The organism is Rhodococcus sp. IC4_135 (assembly GCF_011602025.1).
Lineage (GTDB): Bacteria > Actinomycetota > Actinomycetes > Mycobacteriales > Mycobacteriaceae > Rhodococcus_F > Rhodococcus_F baikonurensis.
The window spans coordinates 34,010-50,388 of sequence record NZ_JAAOLG010000013.1; the positions used below are offsets into that span (position 1 = coordinate 34,010).

General features: G+C 62.9%; 13 protein-coding genes. 12 read left to right on the forward strand and 1 reads right to left on the reverse strand.

Going from position 1 to position 16,379, the window contains the following annotated elements; genetic code table 11:
- The first annotated feature begins 2 nt into the window (after window positions 1-2).
- Entirely contained in the window at window positions 3-473 is a 471-nt protein-coding gene (locus G8767_RS21820) for a MarR family transcriptional regulator (RefSeq protein WP_095969481.1), read from the forward strand.
- On the opposite strand, the gene G8767_RS21825 is transcribed toward G8767_RS21820, so the two are convergent.
- Window positions 439-1,359 (reverse strand): VOC family protein, encoded by a 921-nt coding sequence (locus G8767_RS21825; protein WP_172436510.1) that lies wholly within the window; start codon window positions 1,357-1,359, stop codon window positions 439-441. The genes G8767_RS21820 and G8767_RS21825 overlap by 35 nt on opposite strands.
- A 205-nt stretch (window positions 1,360-1,564) precedes the next feature.
- On the opposite strand from G8767_RS21825, the gene glf reads away from it, so the two are divergent.
- The 11 genes from glf to fadD32 all read left to right on the forward strand — a co-directional run bounded on the left by glf (window position 1,565) and on the right by fadD32 (window position 16,375).
- Window positions 1,565-2,779: a UDP-galactopyranose mutase gene (glf, locus tag G8767_RS21830; RefSeq protein ID WP_095969483.1), complete on the forward strand. Its 1,215-nt coding sequence runs from the start codon at window positions 1,565-1,567 to the stop codon at window positions 2,777-2,779.
- Window positions 2,776-4,689: a glycosyltransferase gene (locus G8767_RS21835; RefSeq protein WP_095969484.1), complete on the forward strand. Its 1,914-nt coding sequence runs from the start codon at window positions 2,776-2,778 to the stop codon at window positions 4,687-4,689. Before glf ends, G8767_RS21835 begins: the two co-directional genes overlap by 4 nt.
- A complete protein-coding gene (locus G8767_RS21840) occupies window positions 4,670-5,203 on the forward strand; it encodes a phosphatase PAP2 family protein (RefSeq protein WP_003943893.1) in 534 nt (177 codons plus the stop codon). Before G8767_RS21835 ends, G8767_RS21840 begins: the two co-directional genes overlap by 20 nt.
- Entirely contained in the window at window positions 5,200-6,105 is a 906-nt protein-coding gene (locus tag G8767_RS21845; protein ID WP_003943808.1) for a decaprenyl-phosphate phosphoribosyltransferase, read from the forward strand. The genes G8767_RS21840 and G8767_RS21845 overlap by 4 nt, the downstream gene beginning before the upstream one ends.
- Window positions 6,083-8,002, forward strand: a complete 1,920-nt coding sequence (gene zomB / locus G8767_RS21850) for a flagellar motor control protein ZomB (RefSeq protein ID WP_124566856.1) — start codon at window positions 6,083-6,085, stop codon at window positions 8,000-8,002. The genes G8767_RS21845 and zomB overlap by 23 nt, the downstream gene beginning before the upstream one ends.
- A gap of 330 nt (window positions 8,003-8,332) precedes the next feature.
- The gene (locus G8767_RS21855) at window positions 8,333-9,343 is read left to right on the forward strand and encodes an alpha/beta hydrolase family protein (RefSeq protein ID WP_166811739.1); all 1,011 of its coding nucleotides are present in this window, start codon (window positions 8,333-8,335) and stop codon (window positions 9,341-9,343) included.
- 253 nt (window positions 9,344-9,596) lie between these two features.
- Window positions 9,597-11,480: an alpha/beta hydrolase-fold protein gene (locus G8767_RS21860; RefSeq protein WP_095969487.1), complete on the forward strand. Its 1,884-nt coding sequence runs from the start codon at window positions 9,597-9,599 to the stop codon at window positions 11,478-11,480.
- Window positions 11,481-11,586: 106 nt separating this feature from the next.
- The gene (locus G8767_RS21865) at window positions 11,587-12,138 is read left to right on the forward strand and encodes a DUF732 domain-containing protein (protein ID WP_095969488.1); all 552 of its coding nucleotides are present in this window, start codon (window positions 11,587-11,589) and stop codon (window positions 12,136-12,138) included.
- A gap of 9 nt (window positions 12,139-12,147) precedes the next feature.
- The gene (locus G8767_RS21870) at window positions 12,148-13,101 is read left to right on the forward strand and encodes a cutinase family protein (protein WP_166811741.1); all 954 of its coding nucleotides are present in this window, start codon (window positions 12,148-12,150) and stop codon (window positions 13,099-13,101) included.
- 206 nt (window positions 13,102-13,307) lie between these two features.
- Window positions 13,308-14,303, forward strand: coding sequence for an LLM class F420-dependent oxidoreductase (locus G8767_RS21875; protein WP_095969490.1), 996 nt, complete (start codon window positions 13,308-13,310; stop codon window positions 14,301-14,303).
- A gap of 182 nt (window positions 14,304-14,485) precedes the next feature.
- Window positions 14,486-16,375: a long-chain-fatty-acid--AMP ligase FadD32 gene (gene fadD32, locus G8767_RS21880; protein ID WP_003943899.1), complete on the forward strand. Its 1,890-nt coding sequence runs from the start codon at window positions 14,486-14,488 to the stop codon at window positions 16,373-16,375.
- Window positions 16,376-16,379: the final 4 nt, after the last annotated feature.

The window sequence follows — 16,379 nt, forward strand, 5'->3', positions numbered from 1 at the left end:
CCATGCCTGCGACCGAATCGACGCCATCGCTCTCCGGCAGGCCGCTTTCGAGTCGAATCGGGTACGGCTTGGTCAAAGCCGCACTCCGCGTGAGGCAGTCATACGCAGAGGCCTTGTCTCACGCCGGACTGCTGCCCAATCATCACGCCATTCTCAGCACACTTGACGAGCTCGGCCCATGCCATCAAAAGGAGCTTGCTTCCCGAGTGGTGGTCGACCCCGGTGACATAGTTGCCTATCTCGACAGTCTGCAGGAGTCAGGATACGTTGTGCGCGAACGTGATCAATCTGATCGGCGTAGGCAGGTCGTCTCGATCACGGACTCCGGAGTAGCGAAGTTGATCGAGGGCGATGAGGCCCTCGACGCCGTCGAACAAGAGGTTTTCGAGTCGTTGACCGATCAGGAACGTGAGACATTGACGGTCGTATCCGCCAAGCTCACGGGGCCGACGGCGCGGCCGTCAGAGGCCTGATGATTCCGGGTATTCTTTTGCTCGTCTTGGCTGGACGCTTGTGGCCCCAATAACTCGGTTGGTTGTAAGTTCTTGCCACCCAACTCAGATCGTCAACGGTGAGTCCACCGAACCCGTACTCGATCTGGAGACCGGACGGGCTGCCGATGTAGATCGATGTCATCAGGTCGTTGGTGTGGCGCCCCAGTGTTTGCATGACCTCGGTGTCGTGGCTGTCGAGAAGATCGATCAGGCGTCCGAGATCGTCCATGCATTCGACTTCGAGCATGAGGTGGTTGAAGCCGACGTGGCCGGGATATTCGGCCAGCGCGAGTGAATGATGACGTCCGTTGACGTGATAGAAGCGCACGGTGAATTGATCGTCGGTGACCCGGTCCGAGAGTCGAAATCCCAGCACATCCACATAGAACTTGTTGGCTTCCTCGATATTCGGTACCTGTAAAACGATGTGGCCCAGGCCTTGATCTCCGGTCACGAATCCGCCGCGCATGACACGACCCGGTGTGAACGACAGTGGCGTCGATGCCTTTCCCCACGAGATTTCGTGGCGAGTTCCCCATGGGTCGGTGAACCACACGAGTTCGGCGACTTGCCGCTCGGCGAGCAGGTCGGGATTGCCGTAGTGCAGCGTGATGCCGCTCCGGTCGAGGTGTGCGGCAAACGAGTGAAGATCGGATTCATTGGCCATTGCCCAACCGGCATACAGGAATTCGTCTACCTTGCCGGGGTGGACGGCAATTCGATAGTTGACGTCGTCTACTGCGAGCCGGATTGCGCCATCCGGTCCGTCTGGTGACAGTTTCGCGCCCAGAAGTCCCGTTCCGTACCTTCTCCAGTCCTCAGCTCTGGGTGACGCGACTCCGATATACGACAGTTCCTGGATCACGATGATCTCCCTCGAATTCTCTTGATGGTCACTGTTCCCAAAATATAAGCAGCGTGACCAATGATTGGCAAGACAATCGTTGGTATTGCCAAGTAATTCTCGAGCAGTACCCGCCAAAGATGCTGAAATCAGGAAGCAAGGGCCATAGTCCCTGGTGACGCATCCAACCCTCGGCTTCCGAACAGGTCCGATACCCTGGTTCATCGTGACCGCTGCAAATTCAGAGACCGCCCGTGCCCAGTACGACCTGATCGTCGTCGGCTCGGGATTCTTCGGGCTGACCATCGCCGAGCGTGCCGCTACCCAGCTGGGTAAGCGCGTGCTGGTGCTGGATCGCCGTCACCACCTGGGGGGGAACGCATACTCGGAGGCTGAGCCGGAGACCGGCATCGAGGTCCACAAGTACGGTGCCCACCTGTTCCACACCTCCAACAAGAAGGTCTGGGACTACGTCACCCAGTTCACGGAGTTCACGAATTACCAGCACCGCGTCTTCGCGCTGCACAAGGGACAGGCGTACCAGTTCCCGATGGGGCTCGGCCTCGTGTCGCAGTTCTTCGGCCGGTACTTCACGCCCGAGGAAGCACGTGCCCTCATCGCCGAGCAGTCCAGCGAGATCGATTCGAAGGATGCCTCCAACCTCGAAGAGAAGGCGATCTCCCTGATCGGGCGCCCGCTCTACGAAGCATTTGTGCGCGACTACACCGCAAAGCAGTGGCAGACCGACCCCACCGAGCTGCCCGCGGCGAACATCAGCCGCCTGCCGGTCCGCTACAACTTCGACAACCGCTACTTCAACGACACGTACGAGGGCCTGCCCGTCGACGGCTACACGGCGTGGCTCGAGAACATGGCGAAGGATCCGAAGATCGAGGTCCGTCTCGACACCGATTACTTCGACGTCCGCGACGAACTGCGCGCCGCGAGCCCCGACGCACCTGTCATCTACACGGGCCCGCTCGACCGCTACTTCGACTACTCCGAAGGTGCGCTGGGATGGCGCACCCTCGACTTCGAAACCGAGGTTCTGCCCACCGGAGACTTCCAGGGCACCCCGGTCATGAACTACAACGACGCCGACGTGCCGTTCACCCGTATCCACGAGTTCCGTCACTTCCACCCGGAGCGCGAGTACCCGACCGACAAGACCGTCATCATGCGTGAGTTCTCACGTGCCGCCGAGTCGACGGACGAGCCGTACTACCCGATCAACACCCCCGAGGACCGCGAGAAGCTCTCCGCGTACCGCTCGCGCGCCAAGAAGGAGACCGCGGAGAACAAGGTCCTCTTCGGTGGACGGCTCGGCACCTACCAGTACCTGGACATGCACATGGCGATCGCCAGCGCGCTGACCATGTTCGAGAACACCCTGCGCCCGCATCTCGAATCGGGTGCGGAATTGGCAGGGGAGAGCGAATGAACGCACGTCATCTACTCGAAGGCGAAGAAGCCGTCACCGGCGACGAGGTGACCTACCTCGGTAAGTCCCTGCTCTCTCGGATCATCCTTCCCCGCGCCGGCGAACCGCTCGACGTCCGCACGCTGTACTTGGAGGAAGCTTCGACCAACAGTCGTCGGGCGCACTCCACCTCGCGGACGTCCGTAGCGCTCGGCGCCGAGACCGAAGTCTCGTTCGCCACCTACTTCAATGCGTTCCCCGCCAGCTACTGGCGTCGCTGGTCGATCCTGAACTCTGTGGTCCTTCGACTCGAATTGTCCGGACACGGTCGCGTGGATGTCTACCGGTCCAAGGCGGACTCCTCGCGAATTCACGTGGAAGGCAAGGAATTTGCCGACGGTGATGCCGCGGTGGAACTCGAGGTGGAACTGGCGCCGTTCGAGGACGGCGGCTGGATCTGGTTCGACATCACCACCGACACGGCAGTGGTCGTCGAGAGCGGCGGCTGGTACGCGCCCGTCGAGGCTCCCGGTGAGGCGACGGTCGCCGTTGGTATTCCGACGTTCAATCGCCCGACCGATGCGGTCAAGGCGCTGGCTGCATTGTCGTCGGATCCTCTGGTGTCGGATGTGATCAAGGCCGTCATCATGCCGGATCAGGGCACCCGTAAGGTGCGTGACGAGCCCGGGTTCGCCGAAGCTGCTGCAGCACTTGGTGATCGGCTCGCCATTCACGATCAAGGCAACCTCGGCGGCTCCGGCGGATACAGCCGAATCATGTACGAGGCGCTCAAGACCACGCAGTGCCAGCACATCCTGTTCATGGACGACGACATCGAGATCGAACCCGACTCGATCCTGCGTGCGCTTGCCTTCTCGCGCTTCGCGAAGTCTCCGATGCTGGTGGGTGGGCAGATGCTCAACCTGCAGGAACGCAGCCACCTCCACGTGATGGGTGAAGTGGTCAACCGCGGGATCTTCATGTGGTCTGCGGCGCCGAACGTCGAATACGATCACGATTTCTCCAAGAATTCGCTACGTGATTCGAAACTCCTGCACCGCCGCATCGACGTCGACTTCAACGGTTGGTGGATGTGCATGATCCCGCGCCAGGTCGCGGAAGAGCTCAAGCAACCGCTGCCGCTGTTCATCAAGTGGGACGACTGCGAATACGGTTTGCGCGCAAAGGAAGCCGGATACCCGACCGTCACGCTGCCCGGTGCCGCGATCTGGCACATGGCGTGGAGCGACAAGGACGACGCCATCGACTGGCAGGCGTACTTCCACCTCCGTAACCGTCTGGTGGTGGCCGCGCTCCACATGCCGGGCAACGGCCGCGGCCTGGTCGTCAACACGGTGAAGGCGACTCTCAAGCACCTGCTGTGCCTCGAGTACTCCACCGTTGCGATCCAGAACAAGGCCATCGCGGACTTCCTCGCCGGACCGGAACACGTCGCGAACATGCTGCCCACCGCACTCGGTGAGGTCCATGCGCAGCGCAAGGAGTATCCCGACGCTGTCGTGGTGTCCTCGGCAACCGCACTACCGCTGCCCTCCGGCGCGGAGGTCGGGGACGTCAGCGCGCCGACCAACCCCGTCGCGAAAATCGTCCGCGTCGGCAAGGCCGTGGTACACAACCTCAAGCCTGCGCACTCCGAGCATCACGAGCGTCCTCAGCTCAACGTGCCGACCATCGACGCCCGGTGGTACCTGCTCTCGCAGGTCGACGGCGTCACCGTCACCACCGCCGACGGCCGCGGCGTGGTCTACCGCAAGCGCAACCCCAAGCAGGCCCTCGAACTGCTCAAGGAAGCCATGCGTTTGCGCCGCGAACTCGCCGCACGTTTCCCTGAGCTCAAGAAGCAGTACCAGGACGCCGTTCCTTCACTGACCAGCACGGAAAGGTGGGAACGTGTCTTCGGCATCTCCTGAAGTACAGATTCTGGCCGGGATTCAATCGACCGTCGGGCAGCTTCCGGGAGCAGTGAAGGTCGCTCGCGGTATGTCTCACTTCGGTGAGCACTCCCTCGGGTGGATCGCGATCGCTGCCGTCGGAGCTGCCGTGGACAAGCCGCGTCGACGTGAATGGGCCGGAGCAGCCGTCGGAGCTTTCGGTGCACACGCCGCCTCCGTCGTGATCAAACGAGTGGTCAGGCGCAAGCGACCTTCCGACCCTTCGGTGCAGGTCAACGTCTCGACACCGAGCAAGCTCAGCTTCCCGTCCTCACACGCGACGTCGACGACGGCGGCGGCTGTGCTGATCGGTCGGCTCACCGGGCTACCCTTACCGGCGTTGCTGGTGCCCCCGATGATGCTCTCGCGTCTGGTCCTGGGAGTTCACTACCCGACCGACGTACTCGCCGGAGCGGCACTGGGAGCCGCATCCGCGGCGGTAGTTCGCCGGGTCGAAGAAGCCAGAGCCGAACAGAAATGTGGAGATAAATGAGCGAGGAACCGGCTACGGTCAGCGGACCCCCGAAGTCCCTGCCCGCCGGCATCGTCAAGGCGCTTCGCCCACGTCAGTGGGTCAAGAACGTCCTTGTGCTGGCAGCGCCCATCGCGGCCGGAACCGCCACCGAAGCCGACGTGCTGTTGCCCGTCGCGCTGGCGTTCGTCGTGTTCTGTATGGCGGCATCGGGCATCTACCTCGTCAACGACGCGATGGATGTCGAAGCCGACCGCGCTCACCCCACGAAGCGTTTCCGTCCCATCGCGGCCGGAGTTCTACCCGTCAACATCGCGTACGGCATGGCAGTCGTGCTGCTGGCCGGTGCGATCGGACTGTCGTTCCTGGCCAACTGGCAACTCGCCGTGGTCATGGGCGTGTACATCGTCATCCAGCTCGCCTACTGCTTCGGTCTCAAGCATCAGGCCGTGATCGACATCTGCATCGTCTCGTCCGGCTTCCTGCTTCGAGCGATCGCCGGTGGCGTTGCCGCCGAGATCGACCTCTCGCAGTGGTTCCTGCTGATGATGGCGTTCGGTTCACTGTTCATGGCGGCAGGCAAGCGCTACGCCGAACTGCAGTTGGCCGAGAAGACCGGCGCGAAGATCCGTAAGTCCCTCGAGAGCTACACGATGACGTACCTGCGTTTCGTGTGGACGATGGCAGCGACGACGCTGGTCCTCTGCTACGGACTGTGGGCGTTCCAGCAGGACGCCATCAAGGGCACCAACTGGTACGCCATCTCGATGGTGCCGTTCACCATCGCGGTGCTGCGATACGCGGTGGACGTCGACGGCGGCGAAGCCGGAGAGCCTGAGGAGATCGCGCTCGGTGACCGGGTGCTGCAACTCCTCGCGATTGCGTGGATCGGAGTAGTGGGTGTCGCTGTCTACCTCGTCTGAGCCACGCACCGAGGCCGACCCGCACGTCGACACTGCGGCGAACCGCACCACCCTCAGTCGAGGAGTTTTTCTCGGCGGGGTGGTGCTTGCTGCTGCCCTCATGTTCTGGGGTGCGTGGGAGCGTCGTTGGATCGCCGACGACGGACTCATCGTCTTGCGAACCGTCCGCAACCTGCTCGCGGGGAACGGCCCGGTCTTCAACGCGGGTGAGCGCGTCGAGGCGAACACGAGTACCGCGTGGACGTACATCGTCTACGCATTCAGCTGGCTCACGCAGATCCGCCTCGAATACGTCGTTCTGACGATCGCGCTCGTACTCTCGACTGCTGCCGTCGTGTTGGCGATGCTCGGTACCGGTCGTCTGTACCGAGGCGTACGGCCGTCGGCGGGCGGAACGATCCTGCTGGTACCGGCCGGTGTTCTCGTCTACATCGCGGTTCCGCCTGCGCGAGATTTCGCCACTTCCGGCCTCGAGACGTGCTTGGTGATCTTCTGGATCGCGCTCTTATGGCTACTGCTCGTTCGGTGGGCGCAGGCGTCGACGCCGTCCACGGCGTCGATCCTGATTCTCTCGTTCGTGGCAGGACTCGGACCACTGGTCCGACCCGAGATGGCAATTCCCGGTGCCGCCGCGTTGATGATGATCGTTCTCTCCGCCGGCCTGACCTGGAAGATTCGCGCACTGATCGTGGTCGTGGCGGGACTTGTCCCGGTGGGCTATCAGATCTGGCGAATGGGCTATTACGCCCTGCCGTACCCGAACACGGCAGTGTCGAAGGACGCCGGTGGCGCGAAGTGGGCGCAGGGATTTGCGTACCTGTGGAACCTCGTCGGGCCGTACCTGCTCTGGCTGCCGCTGCTGTTCCTGCTCATCGGTGCGCTGCTGCTCGTGTGGCGAAACCGAGCGGACGCACCGGCCACCACCACCGATCGACCTGCACGCCCGCTGTGGCAGCGCTTTCAACAGTTTCTGCGCACGCCGCGGGCCGTCGTCACGTTCATTCTCGGCAGCGGACTGATTCTCGGGATCTACTCTCTGCGCGTCGGCGGTGACTTCATGCACGGACGCGTCCTGTTGCCGGTGCTGTTCTGCCTGCTCATCCCGGTCGCCGTCATTCCGTTGCGAGTTCCGGCGCGGACAGCGTTCGGGAGCAACCGAGACACCGCGATCTTCGGGGTCTCGGCGGTGCTGTGGATCGGCACGATCATCTGGGCCTTCTTCGCCGCGAACACGACGGGTATGCCCGAAGGGTCCGTGGTGGGGCGCTCGGGAATCGTCGACGAGCGAGCGTTCTACGCCCTCAACACCGGTCACAAGCACCCGATCCTTGCCGAGGACTACCTCGACTATCCACGGATGCGTGCCATGGTCGAGACCATCGCACGGACTCCGGAGGGCGGGCTGCTGTTGCCGTCCGCCAACTACGATTCCTGGTTCGTCGTCCCCCCGCCGGGGCCGCTCGAGGAGCCGGCCGAGCACGTGGTCTTCTTCCTCAACCTCGGAATGACGAGCATGAACGTCGGGCTCGACGTTCGGGTGCTCGATCAGATGGGGCTGGCGTACCCCTTGGCCGCTCACACCGAGCGACTCGAGGACGGCCGGATCGGCCACGACAAGAATCTCTATCCGGACTGGGTGGTCGCGGATACGGGAATGATCGACGTTCGCCCGTGGCTGCCGTTCTTCCTCGACGAAGACTGGGTTGCCGATGCGAAGCTGGCCATCACCTGCCCGGAAACACAGGAGCTGCTCACGTCGTACCGCTCCGAGTTGACCTGGGCGAGATTCAAGCAGAATTTCCAGCAGGCATTCGACTTCGCGAAGTACCGATTCGACCGGGTTCCGGCCTACGAATTGGAACGCTGCGGGCTCGTTCCGCCAGAGCCACCCCGGTGATGTGATCAGCATCACCGGCTGTTGAAGGTTTGAATATTTCGATTCAGTAACACCGAATTGATTGACCACGATGTACTCGAAGACGATTCACCTAACCTGAATCACCCCCAGGGGTGAAGACGGCGTCGCTCGCAGACTGGGACGTAACGGTCCACCTATTTGTCACAGCTGAACCTGTGACATAAAGTCCAGCGAGCGCAGTGTGACTTGGAAGAGGTCCGCTGCCGACCCGAACTCGTTCGGGCTGGCAGAAAAGCCTGTTCCCCGACGGAATCCGCCGGAACCACTCCACCGAGTGGGTTCCGCAGACGAAGAGAGAGAGCAGTATCCATGCGTTTTGCCAGAAAGAGGCTGACCCAGCGCCTCAAGCACCGAGCGTTGGCCATCGGTGCCGCAGCACTTGTGCTCCCCCTTGCTGCAGGTGTTGCCGGTAGTGCTGTCGCCTCTGCTGCGCCCGCGCACACTGCTCCGAGCCACACCGCTCCCTCGGGCGGATACGACGAGCTGTGGGTGCCCTCCTCGATGGGCAACATCAAGGTCCAGGTCCAGTGGGCCGCACGCGGCGGAAACGCTGCTCTCTACCTCCTCGACGGCCTGCGTGCGCGTAACGACGCCAACGCGTGGAGCTTCGAGACCAACGCGAGGGACCAGTACAAGAACGACAACATCACCCTCGTGATGCCCGTCGGTGGCGAGTCCAGCTTCTACAGCGACTGGTACGCACCGTCGAACTTCAACGGCCAGCAGATCACGTACAAGTGGGAAACGTTCCTCACGCAGGAACTCCCCAACTTCCTCGCGAACTACGGCGTTTCGCCCACCAACAACGCGGTTCTCGGTCTCTCGATGGGCGGCAGCGCTGCTCTGACGCTGGCTGCGTACCACCGTGACCAGTTCAAGTTCGCCGGCTCGCTCTCGGGTTACCTGAACATCTCGGCTCCCGGCATGCGCGAAGCAATCCGCGTCGCAATGCTCGATGCCGGTCGCTTCAACGTCGACTCCATGTGGGGACCGCCGTGGAGCCCGTCCTGGCTGCGCAACGACCCGTTCGTCTTCGCACCGCGTCTGCAGGGCCTGTCGATGTACATCTCGTCGGCAAGCGGCCTGCCCGGTGAATACGACCACCCGCGCGCACCGATCGACTACTACAACACGGCCAACGGCATGGGCCTCGAAGCTCTCGCTCTGGTCAACACCCGTGCATTCCAGATCCGCATGAACTCGCTGGGTATCCCGGCCACCTACAGCTTCCCGCCCAACGGCACGCACTCGTGGCCGTACTGGTCGGCAGAGCTGTGGAAGGCTCGCGGCCAGATCCTCGACACCATGAACGCTTGGTGATCGTGCGCGATCCCGTGACCTAGTCACTTCACCAGTGCCGTTCCGGACTCCCTCGAAGGAGAACCGGGACGGCACTTGTGTATTCAGGTGCTGCACAAGCGCCCGATGTCAGTAACAATTGCACCACCAGTAACAGCGCGGCTACCCCAAGCGGGGATCGTTTGCGTGTAGAAATAGTTTCAACGGGGGTCTGGCTGCTCAGGCGGCCACACGATCGACGCGCGGACCGACTGTAAGGAAAGAGAGTGAGCTCATGCGAGTAGGCCTTGCCACGGAGGACCGTCGCCGGTCCCGGGCAACCTTCCGGACAAAGGTCGTCGGCGCACTGGCAGCGATGCTGGTTCTGCCGATCGCCGCGGGCTTGACCACGGCCGGAACCGCGGCAGCCGCGCCGGCACCTGCTCAGGCCGCACCGGCCGCCACCCAGAACCCCACCGGTGCAGCGGTCACGAAAGTCGACTGGCTCAGCGAGCGTCGCGTCGCGCTGTGGGTGAACTCTCCCGCGATGGGCGCCCCGATTCAGGTGCAGATCCTGTTGGCCCGCGATTGGAACGTCAATCCGTCGGCCAGCTTCCCCTCGGTCTGGATGCTCGACGGTCTTCGCGCGACCGACAACGAGAACGCCTGGACCTACGAGACCGACGCCGAGTCCTTCTACGCGGACAAGAACGTCAACGTCATCCTCCCGGTCGGCGGTCAGTCCAGCTTCTACTCCGACTGGCTCCAGCCCGACAACGGCAAGAACTACCAGTGGGAGACGTTCCTGACCAAGGAACTGCCCCCCATCCTCGAAAAGGACTGGCGGACCACGCAGACACGCGGTGTCGTCGGACTGTCGATGGGTGGCACGTCCGCGATGTTCCTCACGGCGCGCAACCCCGGCTTCTTCAAGTTCGCCGCTTCGCTCTCCGGCATCCTCACCACCACCTCGCTCGGAATGCCTCAGGCAATCCAGTTCGCGATGACCGACGCCGGTGGATACAACTCCGCCGCGATGTGGGGACCCCCGTCCAACCCGCAGTGGGCCGCACATGATCCGTACGCGCTCGCCGAGAAGCTCAAGGGCGTCAGCCTGTACGTCTCGAGCGGTAGCGGTACGACCGGCCCCTACGACCAGCCGTCGGGAATTCCCGGTGTCAGCACCAACTACGCAGGTATGGGCCTCGAGATTCTCGCTCGCCTGACTTCGCAGACTTTCGCCACCAAGCTCAACCAGCTCGGTATCCCCGCACAGGTCAACTACCGCCCGTCCGGAACCCACTCGTGGCCGTACTGGCAGTTCGAGCTTCATCAGCTGTGGCCGCAGTTGGCCAACGCCATCGGCGTCGAGGTCGAGAAGCCGGCTTGTGGCACTTCGGGTGCGATCGGTGCGACGGCCGCAGCCAACGGCTGGATCGGCGACTGCATCACCCCCGAGTACAGCGTCGCGGGTGGCCTGGCACAGGACTTCCGCAACGGTCGCATCTACTTCACCAGTGGAACGGGCGCCCAGCCTGTCGCCGGTCGTATCGCTGGCGCGTACATGAACACCGGAGCAGCGGCCGGCCCGCTCGGCTTCCCGCGTACCCCGGAACTCGGTACCCCCGACGGACGCGGACGCTTCAACCACTTCCAGAACGGCTCCATCTACTGGACCCCGCAGACCGGCGCTCACCCCGTCAGCGGCGACATCCTCACCGAGTGGTCCGCACAGGGATGGGAAGGCGGCCCGCTCGGCTACCCGACAGCCGACGAGATCGCGACCCCCGGCAAGCCCGGCAAGGTTCAGGGATTCGAGATCGGCGCGATGTATAGCAGCGCCAACGGAACTCATGCCGTTCTCGGAATGATCATGGGCAAGTACGGCGAACTCGGTTGGGAAAACGGCTGGCTCGGATTCCCGAAGTCGAACGAGGTTCCGATCAAGGACAACGGACGCTTCACCGAGTTCGAGGGCGGCAACATCTACTGGAGCCCCGGCACCGGTGCATGGTCCGTCGAGAACGGCCCGCTGTTCGACGGTTGGAAGAGCGTCGGATACGAAGGCGGCCGCCTCGGATTCCCGATCAGTGACAAGTTCGACATTCCCGGTGGTGTCCAGCAGAACTTCCAGTTCGGCTACATCACGGTGATCGGTGACAAGACAGAAGTTCACTAACTCACAGTGGTGCACGACGGGCGGGCCCGATCACGGATCGGTGCCCGCCCGCGTGCGTTGCGTAACCTGTTGATGGACTTTCGACTGAAGGCAAGGACGGACATTGATGTCGCTTTTCTCGGGTAACCGAAACACTTGTGCACGCGCGATCGCGGTCGGCGCCTTGGCGCTCGCCACGGGTGGCGCACTGGTCGCGTGCGGTAGTGACGACTCCACTGCAACCTCCAATCCGGTCACCACGACGTCCGCTGCGGCTTCGTCCTCGAGCGGTTCGGCGTCTGCGTCCGCCTCTGCGACCACGACGGCGTCGGCTGCGCCCACCAGTCCGGGAGCAGCGGCCACCGCGCCGCCGGAGCAGCCGCAGAGCATCGAAGGCTTCCCGGGTCCCACAGTCGTCGAGGTCAGTCCCGAGGCTCAGAAGTTCCTCGACGGACTGAAGGCGAAGGGCATCACCCCGGCCGGTGACGGAAGCATCGCCGTCAATACAGCCAATTACATCTGTGCTGCCGGTCCTCAGACCGACGACGAGGTCCTGACCTTCGTGACTGCCTTCGTCGGCCAGGAAGCGTCGGCGGAAGGCAAGCAGATCACTCCCGAGCAGGCAGGTGCGAACGCTCAGATCTACGTCGACGTCGCCAACGCCACCTACTGCAAGTAGGCGCGGGTCATGGCGAGGTCTGGAAAGCGTCGTGGGTGCCTGATCCCGCTGCTGATCATTCTTGTGGTCGCAGCGGTCGTGATCGGCGGTTGGTACATCCTGGCCGGGCGGGTGCCTTCGCCGACTCCGATCCCGCCGAGTCCGGAGCCGCCGGTGTCTCAGCCGGCCAGTTGCCCCGATGTCCAGGTAGTAGCCATACCGGGTACGTGGGAGTCGAGCGCTGCCGACGACCCGTACAACCCGACGGCCAATCCGGCGTCGCTGATGCTGAACGTGACCCGTCCTCTGCAGGAGCAGTTCGATACTTCGAGGGCCGACGTCTACACCGTTCCGTACGTCGCACAGTTTTCGAATCCGGTTGCGATCCCGCCGGACGGACAGCAGTCCTACAACAACAGTCGGGCGGCGGGAACTGCTGCCACTAACGACTTTCTGATGAAGCGGCACGCCGAGTGCCCGCTCACGAGCTACGTCCTGACCGGATTTTCCCAGGGCGCGGTGATCGCGGGTGACGTCGCCGCGAGCATCGGTGACGGTACCGGTGCGGTACCGGCCGATCTGGTTCTCGGCGTCGGTCTGATCGCCGACGGTCGGCGCGATCCGGCGTTCGGGAACACCGTTGGCCCGAGCGTTGCCGGCGTCGGTGCCGAGCTGTCACTGAACGGGCTGAAACTTCCCGGTCTCACGATGACCGGCCCGAGGCCCGGCGGGTTCGGTGACCTCAACGATCGGACCTATCAGATATGCGCGCCCAGTGACGGTATCTGCGACGCTCCGGCCGCCGCTCTCAATCCGACCAACTGGCTGAGTTCGGCGCCGCGCCTGCTCGAGTACTACAACAACCCTGTGCACGCGATGTACAACTCCTTCCAAGTCGATCCGAACGGCACGACGGCCACCCAATGGATGGCACAGTGGGCTGCGGAGAAGATCGACGCCGCGCCGACGCCGCCCCACAGTTGAGTCACCGCCGCACTGTTGATTCGTCACAATCGGGCGTCTCGGGAGTTCGCTCGCGGGTAATCTGCTCGTTTGGTCCCGGTAGAGTGCTGCACGGTCCGGGGGCTTCCTCTACAGTGCTGTCACGTAAGTGACTGGCGAGTAGGTTCGATTTGTCCGGTTTCGAAGTCCGAGTACGACGTACGTGTCCATCACAGGAGAATCGTTATATGAGTTCCACCCACGGCAGCGATGCCCTACGCAAATTCCGGTTTGCGGCCGGTGGCGAGGGCAACGCCGAAGAGGGTGGTGCGCGACGCTTCGTCAAGCTTGCGCAGAAGGCCGAGGAACTCGGCTACGACTCGTTCATGATTCCGGATCACCTGGGTAATCAGGTCGGCCCGATTGCCGCTCTGGGAGCGCTCGCGGTGGCCACGGACAAGATTCGTCTCGGCACTGCCGTGTTGGCCAACGGCTTCCGTCATCCTGCTGTGCTCGCGAAGGACGCGGCGACCATCGACGTGCTGTCCGGTGGTCGACTCGAACTCGGTATCGGCGCAGGCTGGATGAAGGAAGAGTTCGACAAGGGCGGCATCGCCTACGAAAGCCCCGGCGTTCGAATCGAGAAACTCGAGGAGTCTCTGCAGATTCTCGACACACTGCTGCGCGGGCAGGAATGCACTTTCGAAGGCAAGCACTATCAGGTGCGTGGTCTCAAGGGCAGCCCGCGACCGCGGCAGGGCCCGCGGCCGCCGATCATCGTCGGTGGCGGCGGACCGAAGATGCTCGCTCTCGCCGCGAAGTACGCGGACATCATCTCGGTCGCCACACCGACCAACCGTGACGGGCGACTTCTGCTCTCCGGAATCACGATGGAAAAGACCATCGAACGTGTCGAGCGCATCCGCGAAGCTGCCGGCGAGCGTTTCGATGAGATCGAACTCAACTGGACCATCACCATGATCATGATCACCGACGACCGAGAGCAGGCTGCCGAGATGGCAATCGCCGCTCTGGGCCAAGGTTTTCCGCCGAACATCGAAGTGGATCGTAAGCTGAGCGTGGAGGAGTTGCTGAACTCTCCATACCTGGCTGTGGGCACTTTCGAGGAGATCGCAGACCAGATTCGACTGGTCCGCGAGAAGACGTCGATGTCGTATGTGGGGGTCTTCCCGACGCAGATGGAAGCGTTCGCCCCGATCATCCCGTTACTGGCGGGCGAGTAGGCCGGAGAATACGGACGATGCGAATCTGTAACATATCGATGGTTTGGGATCGATGAAGTGATTCAGGTGAGTTGCGCACAAAGTGCGATTCGATTGATCGAAGATGGACCCGAGAGAGCGAAGGAAGTCTGGGGCGCAGGCATGAAAGACAGTGCTTGTGTGATCGCTTCGGAGGAGATGGAATGAACGCGCTGTTCGATGGCTTTCTCGACGAGAAGGGCCAGATCCGCCTGCAACCAGGCTTCACGCTGGTCGACTACGTCGAGCAACACTCGCGTGTCAACGCGGACGAGCTCGCGTATCGGTACATCGATTACTCACGCGAACGTGACGGTGAAGCCCTGGAGCTGACCTGGGAGCAGTTCGGTGTGCGTCTGCGCGCTGTTGCGGCCCGTCTGCAGCAGGTCACCAAGCGTGGCGACCGTGTCGCGATTCTTGCTCCGCAGGGACTCGACTACGTCATTTCGTTCTTCGCCGCCATCCAGGCCGGTTCCATCGCGGTGCCGCTCTTCGATCCGGACGAGCCCGGGCACACCGACCGTCTTCACGCTGTTCTCGGTGACTGCAAGCCGACTGCGATTCTGACTGCCGCATCGTCGGCGGCCGGTGTTCGTCAGTTGTTCCGCTCGCTTCCCGCTGCCGAGCGTCCGCGCATCATCGCCGTCGACGCGATTCCCGACACCGTCGGTGAGACGTGGGTTCGTCCCGACATCGAACTCGACGACATCGCGTACCTGCAGTACACCTCCGGTTCGACCCGAGTTCCCGCCGGCGTGGAGATCACCCACCGCGCTGTCGGAACGAACGCGCTCCAGATGGTCGACTCGATCGAACTCAACGAGGACTCACGCGGCGTCACGTGGCTGCCGCTGTTCCACGACATGGGCCTGCTGACGGTCATCCTGCCTGCTCTGGGCGGCAAGTACATCACCATCATGAGCCCGCGTGCTTTCGTGCAGCGGCCGTACCGGTGGATCAAGGAACTGGCTGCGGTCTCCGACGGCGCCGGCACCTTCGCTGCCGCTCCCAACTTCGCTTTCGAGCACGCTGCCGCGCGCGGCCTGCCGAAGGACGGCGAGACCCTGGACCTGAGCAATGTCATCGGACTGATCAACGGCAGTGAGCCGGTCACGACGTCGTCGATGCGCAAGTTCAACGACGCTTTTGCTCAGTACGGTCTGCCCAAGACTGCGATCAAGCCGTCGTACGGCATGGCCGAAGCGACGCTCTTCGTCTCCTCGACCAAGCATTCCGACGAGGCCAAGGTCATCTACGTCGACCGCACGGAACTCAACAAGGGCCGCATGGTCATCGTCGACCAGTACTCCGAGAACGCCATCGCGCAGGTCTCCTGTGGGTACGTCTCGCGCAGTCAGTGGGCGGCGATCGTCGATCCCGAGACGCTGACCGAGGTCCCCGACAATCACGTCGGTGAAATCTGGTTGCACGGCGAGAACATCGGCATCGGCTACTGGGGACGCCCCGACGAGACGGCGGAGACCTTCCACAACAAGCTGGACAACCGGCTGAGCGAAGACAGCCACACCGAGGGCACGCCCGCGGATGCCAACTGGATGCGTACCGGCGACTTCGGCGTCTACGTCGACGGCGAGCTGTACATCACCGGTCGCGTCAAGGACCTCGTGATCGTCGACGGCCGCAATCATTACCCGCAGGATCTCGAGGCTTCGGCTCAGGAAGCCAGCCCCGCCCTGCGCCCCGGCTTCATCGCTGCGTTTGCCGTGCCGGCCAACCAGCTGCCCTCCGTCGTGTTCTCCAACACGCATTCGGGTCTGAAGTTCGACGACGACGATTCCTCGGAGCAGTTGGTCATCGTGGCCGAGCGTGCTCCCGGCGCAGGCAAGGCCGATCCGCAGCCGATCGCGGACACCGTGCGTGCGGCGATTTCTTCCCGTCACGGCGTTACAGCCCGAGACATCCTGCTCGTTCCTGCCGGTTCGATTCCGCGAACGTCCAGCGGCAAGATCGCTCGCCGCGCATGTAAGGCGAGCTATATCGAGGGAACGCTGCGAGGCGGCTATCAGCAGACCGCATTCCCCGATAGCGTTTGAGGAG

Bases quoted from the DNA above. Each gene is read 5' to 3' on its own strand.
- G8767_RS21820 (WP_095969481.1), top strand. From the start codon at position 3: ATGCCTGCGACCGAATCGACGCCATCGCTCTCCGGCAGGCCGCTTTCG.
- G8767_RS21835 (WP_095969484.1), top strand. From the start codon at position 2,776: ATGAACGCACGTCATCTACTCGAAGGCGAAGAAGCCGTCACCGGCGAC.
- G8767_RS21845 (WP_003943808.1), top strand. From the start codon at position 5,200: ATGAGCGAGGAACCGGCTACGGTCAGCGGACCCCCGAAGTCCCTGCCC.
- G8767_RS21855 (WP_166811739.1), top strand. From the start codon at position 8,333: ATGCGTTTTGCCAGAAAGAGGCTGACCCAGCGCCTCAAGCACCGAGCG.
- G8767_RS21860 (WP_095969487.1), top strand. From the start codon at position 9,597: ATGCGAGTAGGCCTTGCCACGGAGGACCGTCGCCGGTCCCGGGCAACC.
- G8767_RS21865 (WP_095969488.1), top strand. From the start codon at position 11,587: ATGTCGCTTTTCTCGGGTAACCGAAACACTTGTGCACGCGCGATCGCG.
- G8767_RS21870 (WP_166811741.1), top strand. From the start codon at position 12,148: ATGGCGAGGTCTGGAAAGCGTCGTGGGTGCCTGATCCCGCTGCTGATC.
- G8767_RS21875 (WP_095969490.1), top strand. From the start codon at position 13,308: ATGAGTTCCACCCACGGCAGCGATGCCCTACGCAAATTCCGGTTTGCG.
- fadD32 (WP_003943899.1), top strand. From the start codon at position 14,486: ATGAACGCGCTGTTCGATGGCTTTCTCGACGAGAAGGGCCAGATCCGC.